Origin of the sequence: Scytonema sp. PCC 10023 (assembly GCF_963920835.1) — a bacterium.
GTDB lineage: Bacteria > Cyanobacteriota > Cyanobacteriia > Cyanobacteriales > Nostocaceae > Kalymmatonema.
The window spans coordinates 64,672-71,957 of the sequence record NZ_CAWUDP010000056.1 but is presented as its reverse complement, the minus strand read 5'-3'; the positions used below and the strand labels follow the sequence as shown (position 1 = coordinate 71,957).

Annotated in this window: 4 protein-coding genes and 2 pseudogenes; 5 read left to right on the top strand and 1 reads right to left on the bottom strand. The window is 43.9% G+C overall.

The window, feature by feature from the left end; translation table 11 throughout:
* Nucleotides 1-186 precede the first annotated feature (186 nt).
* The 5 genes and pseudogenes from ACM0OZ_RS29245 to ACM0OZ_RS29225 all read left to right on the top strand — a co-directional run bounded on the left by ACM0OZ_RS29245 (nt 187) and on the right by ACM0OZ_RS29225 (nt 5,285).
* Nucleotides 187-525 (top strand): DUF952 domain-containing protein, encoded by a 339-nt coding sequence (locus ACM0OZ_RS29245; RefSeq protein ID WP_414586345.1) that lies wholly within the window; start codon nt 187-189, stop codon nt 523-525.
* A gap of 208 nt (nt 526-733) precedes the next feature.
* A pseudogene (locus ACM0OZ_RS29240) lies at nt 734-2,191 on the top strand (PAS domain S-box protein); the annotation flags it as partial.
* Nucleotides 2,171-3,656, top strand: a pseudogene (locus ACM0OZ_RS29235) (ATP-binding protein). The pseudogenes ACM0OZ_RS29240 and ACM0OZ_RS29235, both read left to right, overlap by 21 nt.
* 34 nt (nt 3,657-3,690) lie before the next feature.
* Entirely contained in the window at nt 3,691-3,879 is a 189-nt protein-coding gene (locus ACM0OZ_RS29230) for a DUF4089 domain-containing protein (RefSeq protein WP_414586344.1), read from the top strand.
* Nucleotides 3,876-5,285, top strand: a complete 1,410-nt coding sequence (locus tag ACM0OZ_RS29225) for an AtzE family amidohydrolase (protein WP_414586343.1) — start codon at nt 3,876-3,878, stop codon at nt 5,283-5,285. Before ACM0OZ_RS29230 ends, ACM0OZ_RS29225 begins: the two co-directional genes overlap by 4 nt.
* 222 nt (nt 5,286-5,507) lie before the next feature.
* Here the strand turns inward: ACM0OZ_RS29225 and ACM0OZ_RS29220 are convergent, their stop codons facing one another.
* Nucleotides 5,508-6,194, bottom strand: a complete 687-nt coding sequence (locus ACM0OZ_RS29220) for a response regulator transcription factor (RefSeq protein WP_414586342.1) — start codon at nt 6,192-6,194, stop codon at nt 5,508-5,510.
* Nucleotides 6,195-7,286 lie beyond the last annotated feature (1,092 nt).

Below are 7,286 nucleotides of genomic sequence, written 5' to 3'. Positions count from 1 at the left end.
TTGACACTCTTGCTATGTACGGAGTTTTTTCAAAAATCAAATAGGACTCCTATATTTAGAATTTTGTCCTGATGAACCTGTTGAGCATAACTTGATTCTCGATGAAATTTGTAAAATTGTCCAATCTGATAAATAATAAAGAGGGTGGGTACTGCCCACCTTAAAAAAGTGTATTAAAAAATCTTAATGAGCACCATCTTACATATCACCCAACACGAACAATGGGAACAAGCAAAACTCGTAAAAACGTATCGGGGTGATACCCTCGACTCTGAAGGCTTTATCCACTGTTCAACTCCAACACAAATCATCAAAGTTGCAAATACCTTTTTTCACAATCAAAAGGGATTAGTACTTCTTTATATCGACTCTGACAAAGTGAAACCTGAAATTCGCTATGAAGGAGTTGAGGATAACGAACTATTTCCTCACCTTTATGGTGCTTTGAATATTGATGCTGTCTTTAAAGTCATTGATTTTGAGCATCGTGAAGATGGCTTCTTTGAATTGCCTCATGAAATATAATAAATACTAGGAGATAGCAACTCAAGTCTTTGTAAATTAAAAATATCGAAAACGTAGCTCTCAGAGTTAGTTTGCAGGAGAATTAAGTGGAGCGAGCAGAACACAAGAAAATCAAAAAATAACTCTTAAGGTAAATGTGAAAATCAGAGATATGTTGTAAATTAAACAAAGTTTGAGCTAGCTACTAAAGACAACTATCAACAATTGAATGCTAAAAGTTACCCGCTCTCGGCTACAGCAATATAGCGTTGCTGGACTCTGTGTTGGTGTGGCGCTAGTACTTATGCTGGCGCTAGATCCTTGGCTTGCTATGACTAAGACCCCTTTTTTGCTGTTTTTTGGGGCGGTGATGGTAAGTGCATGGTACAAAGGCTTGAGAGCGGGGCTAGTGTCTACCTTCCTGTCTGTTCTGATTAGCGACTATTTCTTTATACAGCCAATTTATTCGCTGGCGCTCGATCTGCCCAACACTATCAGGCTCGTGCTGTTCGCACTTCAGGGAATCCTCTTTAGTGTGTTATGTGAGGCGCTACGTACTGCCAAGCGACGGGCTGAAGTGAGCTTAGAAAAGCTACAAGCGGCTGAAGTACGGTATCGTCACATTGTGGAGACGGCGGGTGAGGGTATTTGGTTATTTGATGCCCAGTTGCGTACGGAGTATGTTAATCCGCAATTGGCGCAAATGTTGGGCTATAGCGTGGAGGAAATGCTGCAGCGTTCGATTTCCGACTTCATGGATCAAGTAGCTCAGAGTGAAGCACAGCGGTACATAGCCCGATTGAAGCAGGGAATGAGACAGCGATTCGACTTTCAGTTTCGGTGTCGGGATGGCTCTAATCTATGGACGCTGGTTTCAACCACTCCAATTTTGGCTGAATCGGGAGAATTTCAAGGCGGACTCGCTATGGTGAGTAACCTGAGTGAGCGCAAGCAGATTGAAGAATCGCTACAACTCAGAGAAGAACAGTTGCGGTTGTTTGTGGAGCATGCGCCAGCAGCTATTGCTATGCTTGACAAGCAGATGCGATATATTCTTGTGAGCCAACGATGGCTGACAGATTTTCAGTTGCAAGACCAAAACATTATTGATCGCTCTCATTACGAAGTCTTTCCCGAAATTCCTGACTCTTGGCGAGAAATTCATGCTTCGTGTTTGGCTGGGGCGGTTCGGAAATGCGACAAAGAACTATTCCCCCGTGCTGATGGCTCAATTGATTGGGTGAAATGGGAAATCCATCCTTGGCGGAACCGTGCTGATGAAATTGGTGGCATCATTATTTTTACAGAAGTGATCACTGAGCGTGTACAGGCAGAGGAAGCTTTGCAAGCGGCTAACAAGCGCATCACGAAGATTCTTGAAAGCATAACAGAAGCTTTTGTTGCCTTTGATCGTGAGTGGCGCTACACCTACGTGAATCAGGAAGCTGCACGCCTTTTGCAAAAACCAACTGAAGAACTGCTTGGCAAGCAAATATGGAACGATGTTTATCCGGAATTAATTGGCAGTACTTTTTATCAAGAAGCTCATCGAGCGATCGCCGAACAAGTTCCCATTGAGCTTGAGGAGTTCAGTGAGGTATTACACTGCTGGCTGGAAATTAGGGCGTATCCCAGCACTGAAGGGCTTGCAGTTTATTTTCGTGATGTGACTGAACGCAAACGGGCGCAGTCAGCACTTCAACAAAGCGAAGCCAAGTTTAGGCGCTTGTTTGAGTCCAATCTCGTGGGAGTTGCTTTCTGGAATGCAGAAGGCTTCATCACCGATGCCAACGATGCCTACCTGCGTATTGTTGGCTACAGCCGTCAAGAGTTTGATGTTTTAGGCAAAATTAAATGGCACCCACTGACTCCACCAGAGTACAACGATGTGGATAACCGAGCGCTTGAGGAAGCCTTTGCCACCGGAGTTTCCAGTATTTACGAGAAGGAGTACGTCCGACGAGACGGTACACGGGTGCAAGTTGTCCTAGGTATAGCTTTAATGGACGATTCCCAGGTTAATGGAGTTGCATTTGTACTGGACATCAGCGAACGGCAAGCCGCGCTACGCGAACGCAAAAAAGCAGAACTTGAGCGCGATCGCCTTTTGCTGGCTGAACAAAAAGCGCGGGCGAAAGCAGAAGCGGCAAATCGGATGAAGGATGAGTTTCTTGCCGTTCTTTCCCATGAGTTGCGATCGCCATTGAATGCCATGCTTGGTTGGCTAACTCTGTTGCGTACCAGGAAGTTTGACGAAGCAGCCACCGCCCGGGCGCTGGAAACCGTTGAACGCAATGCTAGGGCACAGGCACAATTGGTCGAAGATTTGCTCGATGTTTCCCGCATTATCCAAGGGAAACTGCGCCTGAACGTTCGTGCTGTGGATCTATTGTCGGTCATTGAAGCAGCAATTGATACCGTGTGCCCTGCCGCCCTAGCAAAAAACATCCAACTTCAACCTGTACTTGATCCTGCTGCTGGACCAGTTTTTGGCGATTCAGACCGCTTGCAGCAAATTGTCTGGAATCTGCTATCGAATGCCATTAAATTCACACCCAAGGGCGGACGAGTGCAGATTCGCTTAGAACGTGTCCACTCCTATGTGGAAATTGTTGTGGCTGATACAGGTAAAGGAATAAGCCCTGAATTTCTTCCTTATGTTTTTGACCGCTTTCGTCAGGCTGATAGCTCAATAACTCGCTCTTTTGGCGGTTTGGGATTGGGGTTATCGATTGTGCGTCACTTAGTTGACTTGCATGGTGGTTCAGTTCATGTGGAAAGTTTGGGAGAAGGACAGGGAACAACGTTTACTGTAAAGCTACCGATAAGTCCTGTCAGCACCAAAACACAAGAACCGGAACGGGTACATCCTACCGTAGGAGCAAACGTCTGACTCACGCTTTGATATTCTCATTAGTGATATTGGTATGCCAGAACAGGATGGCTACGCGCTGTTGCGACGGGTGAGAGCGCTTGAATCAAATCAAGGTGGACGGATTCCGGCTGTTGCACTAACTGCTTATGCTAGGGCAGAGGATCGCAAGGCAGCTCTTTTAGCAGGGTTTCAATCTCATGTTGCGAAACCTGTTGAACCGGGAGAACTGATTGCGGTGATTGCAAATCTGACTGGGCGAACTATGAGGATTGAATGAACCGCAGAGGCGCAGAGGACACAGAGGAGGAGAGATGGAAAATAAGGGGTTTGATGTGGGGGAGTATGTGGATTTGATGGCTTTGTTGTTGGATCTGCAATTGAGGGATGAGTATCGAGATGGGGTGGTGGCTAATTTTGAGAGAATTAAGGCGATCGCCCAAGTTGTAAATGAGTTTCCTTTGCCTGAGAATGTTGAAGCTGCACCTACGTTTGAACCATGAATTTAGAACAAGCTGATGCAGTAGCAATAGCGACGGCTGTGCGAGAAGGTAAAGTGAGTGCGGTGGAAGTTGCCAAAGCTGCTTTACAAAGAATTGCTGCCAGAGATAATGAATTCAATTGTTTTACAACTGTAACTGCTGAAACTGCTTTGGCAGATGCAGAAAGAATTGATGGGGAAATTGCCCAAGGTAAAAATCCTGGTTTATTGGCTGGTGTACCTTTCGCTGTTAAAAACCTTTTCGATATCGCGGGGTTAACAACTCTTGCGGGCGCAAAAATCAACGCCGAAAACCCGCCAGCAAGTCAGGATGCAACAGCAGTCGCAAGGTTGAAACAAGCGGGAGCAGTTCTTGTAGGCGCTTTAAATATGGATGAATACGCCTATGGGTTCGTGACGGAAAACTCACATTATGGTATGAGCCATAATCCCCATGATTTAAACCGGGTTGCTGGTGGTTCATCGGGTGGTTCGGCGGCGGCTATTGCAGCTGGTTTGGTTCCGCTAACGCTGGGTTCTGATACGAATGGTTCGATTCGTGTCCCTGCAGCTTTATGTGGTGTTTTTGGTTTGAAACCAACTTATGGGCGGTTGTCTCGTGCTGGAGTAGCATTATTTTCCAGCAGTTTAGACCATGTTGGACCATTTGCCCGTTCGGTGCGAGATATTGCTACGGCGTTTGATGTGCTTCAAGGGGAAGATGAACGAGATCCAGTTTGTACAAAGCGTCGTCCTGTAGAGACGCGCCATGGCGCGTCTCTACAAAATCAGGGCGCGTCTCTACAAAATATCGATGGTATAAGAATTGCCATTGCCGGTGATTATTTCCTAAAAGGCGCAAGTGCTGAAGCATTGGAAGCAGTGCAAAAGGTTGCTGATGCTTTGGATGTAACCGAGTATGTCACAATACCCGAAGCACATCGCGCTAGGGCTGCGGCGTTTGTGATCACAGCTTGTGAGGGGGCAAATTTACATTTGGAGAAACTGCGATCGCGTCCCCAAGATTTTGATCCAGCGACACGCGATCGCTTTCTTGCCGGTGCCTTGATACCGAGTAACTGGTACATTCAGGCACAACGTTTTAGAAGATGGTATAGAGATAAAATCCAAGAAATCTTTCAAAAGGTAGATGTTATTCTTGCCCCAACCACACCAATTTCTGCGCCGCTTCTTGGTCAACAAACAATGATTTTAGATGGTGAGGAAATTCTCGTTCGTCCCCATCTAGGGTTATTTACTCAACCATTATCTTTTATCGGCTTGCCTGTTTTGTCAGTACCAATTCAACGCCCAAATACTCTACCTTTAGGGGTACAGTTGATAGCTGCGCCTTACAACGAAGCGGTGATACTACGAGTTGCAGCTGTGTTGGAGACTAAGGGTGTAGTATCAGCACCAGTCCTATAATACAAAATGTGTAGATTGCGTTGCTTATTGAGTTAGAAGACTGAATTAGCCGATTTTTGCAAATAATGTTAGTTTGTTCAATTGCTAAGATATTAACAACCTTGCCAAGAAAGTTAAAAAAAAGTAATTATGTTACTTAAATAGTAGAAAAGACTAAGCTCAGTAAAAAAACCACACTGCTAGTGAGTCATTCGGGTATTATGCACAGTTAAGCACGATCAACTATTCCACCAAACCATGCTTAATCGCAAACCGGACTAATTCTGCTCGGTTGTTGGTTTCTGTTTTTCTCAATAAACTGCTAACATACTTTTCCACAGTCCTGGGACTAAGGTGCAACTGCTGACCCATTTCAGCATTAGAAAGACCATGAGTTAAAAGTTCTAAGACTTCTTGCTCTCTTGAGGTCAAGTCAGAGAACATCTGGGATTTTTGAATATCAGTCAACTGGGAGTGATGCGCATCCAACGATTTTGTTGGGGTAGCGCCAGTCCCCCAATTTTCTTGATGAGAAAAACCGTACTGTGATTGAATAATTTGTGCTCGCTCTAAAAGATTGCGAATTGCCGCTGCTAACTCTTCGAGTTCAAAAGGCTTGGGCAAGTATAAATCGCATCCTGACTGGTAGCCTAGAATTCTTTCCTGTGTCTTAGTTCGCGCTGTTAGCAATATAACAGGCAACAAACGGAACCCAGGCTGTTGACGTACCCGCCGTACTAATTCATATCCGTTCATTCGTGGCATGACAATATCAGTGACCATCAAATCAGGATGGTACTCCTCCACCATCGCCAAAGCCTCTTGTCCGTCATCAGCTGTGATTACTGAATAGCCAGACAATTCAAGATAATCGCTGATAGACAGACGAGTGCCCAGGTCGTCATCCACTACAAGGATCGTCAAGGGCATGGACAGTACACCCCTAGCATTTTGGACTAAGAAGTTTGCTTTTGTAAGCACTGTAGGTAAACACAGGTAAGAATAGTACTCTTATGTTTCATACTATGACAGAATTACCAGATGATAACTCCACTAATAGTTGATTTATAAAGTCAATCTTAAATCCCTATTTAAGGTTAACTATGAGTTAAACCCATCATCAACCGACTACACTTTAACGTTTGAGCTAGCTGTATAAGAAGTTACAGTTTTTCCTGACAGTAGCGTTTAATAAAATGTGAGTTGAAAAAATCTAGTACCTTATGGTAGAAATAATCCAAGCATTAAAAAGCCATAAAAAGCTAATGTTGTTACCATTTGCGTCTTTACCATAGCTGCCTTCTTGTACTAGATATATAATTTCGGAAAATCAAAGATTTGACCAATCAGAAACGATAAAAATCTATTTCTTGCGGCTTTGAATCTTGTACCTAAGAGGTAATTCACTCTTATGAGAGTTTTTTCCTTGGCTTGCAAACTAACTATAACTAATATTTCTCTATAACTCCCTTGTTTACTACCGTCTATAGTCATATTTTGTATTTTTCCAGCAACCGTGTTCAACTTTATCTACTTAAGAGAGTTTTGATATCTTTGTGTATGCTTGGGCATACGGTAAAGCCATAAAAGCTTTATATTTTGCATTTGCTCACCGTTGTGTGTTCAAGACTCACCTTAGTTTTACCACACCATAACCCTTGCCATCAAAATCTATCGATAGACAACGCTAGTTGTTCTGGTTAGAGTATCCGTTCACAAATACGAACTCAACACATTGGCTGCTGCACCCGTTGCAGATGTAGTTGCGCTACCTTGTGCGATTGCTGTTGTTACTTGTTATTGGTAGATTCACGTCTAATAAGGCTTGACTACATTACGCATAGCGCAATTTTTCTTTGATAGGCAGCCCCTGAAAATATACTCCTTTCGCCACATTAAATAACCTGTAGCGTTGCTATACGGATTTTACCCAATGCCCGCGATCGCTTTGCCAAGACCTAGAATAATAATATACATAATTCATACTAGTCATTGAAAATTTCGGTATCAATTAATGTCAAG

What these genes read in the sequence shown, in the direction of transcription:
- ACM0OZ_RS29245 (WP_414586345.1), top strand. Translation starts at nt 187, where the DNA reads ATGAGCACCATCTTACATATCACCCAACACGAACAATGGGAACAAGCA.
- ACM0OZ_RS29230 (WP_414586344.1), top strand. Translation starts at nt 3,691, where the DNA reads ATGGAAAATAAGGGGTTTGATGTGGGGGAGTATGTGGATTTGATGGCT.
- ACM0OZ_RS29225 (WP_414586343.1), top strand. Translation starts at nt 3,876, where the DNA reads ATGAATTTAGAACAAGCTGATGCAGTAGCAATAGCGACGGCTGTGCGA.
- ACM0OZ_RS29220 (WP_414586342.1), bottom strand. Translation starts at nt 6,194, where the DNA reads ATGCCCTTGACGATCCTTGTAGTGGATGACGACCTGGGCACTCGTCTG.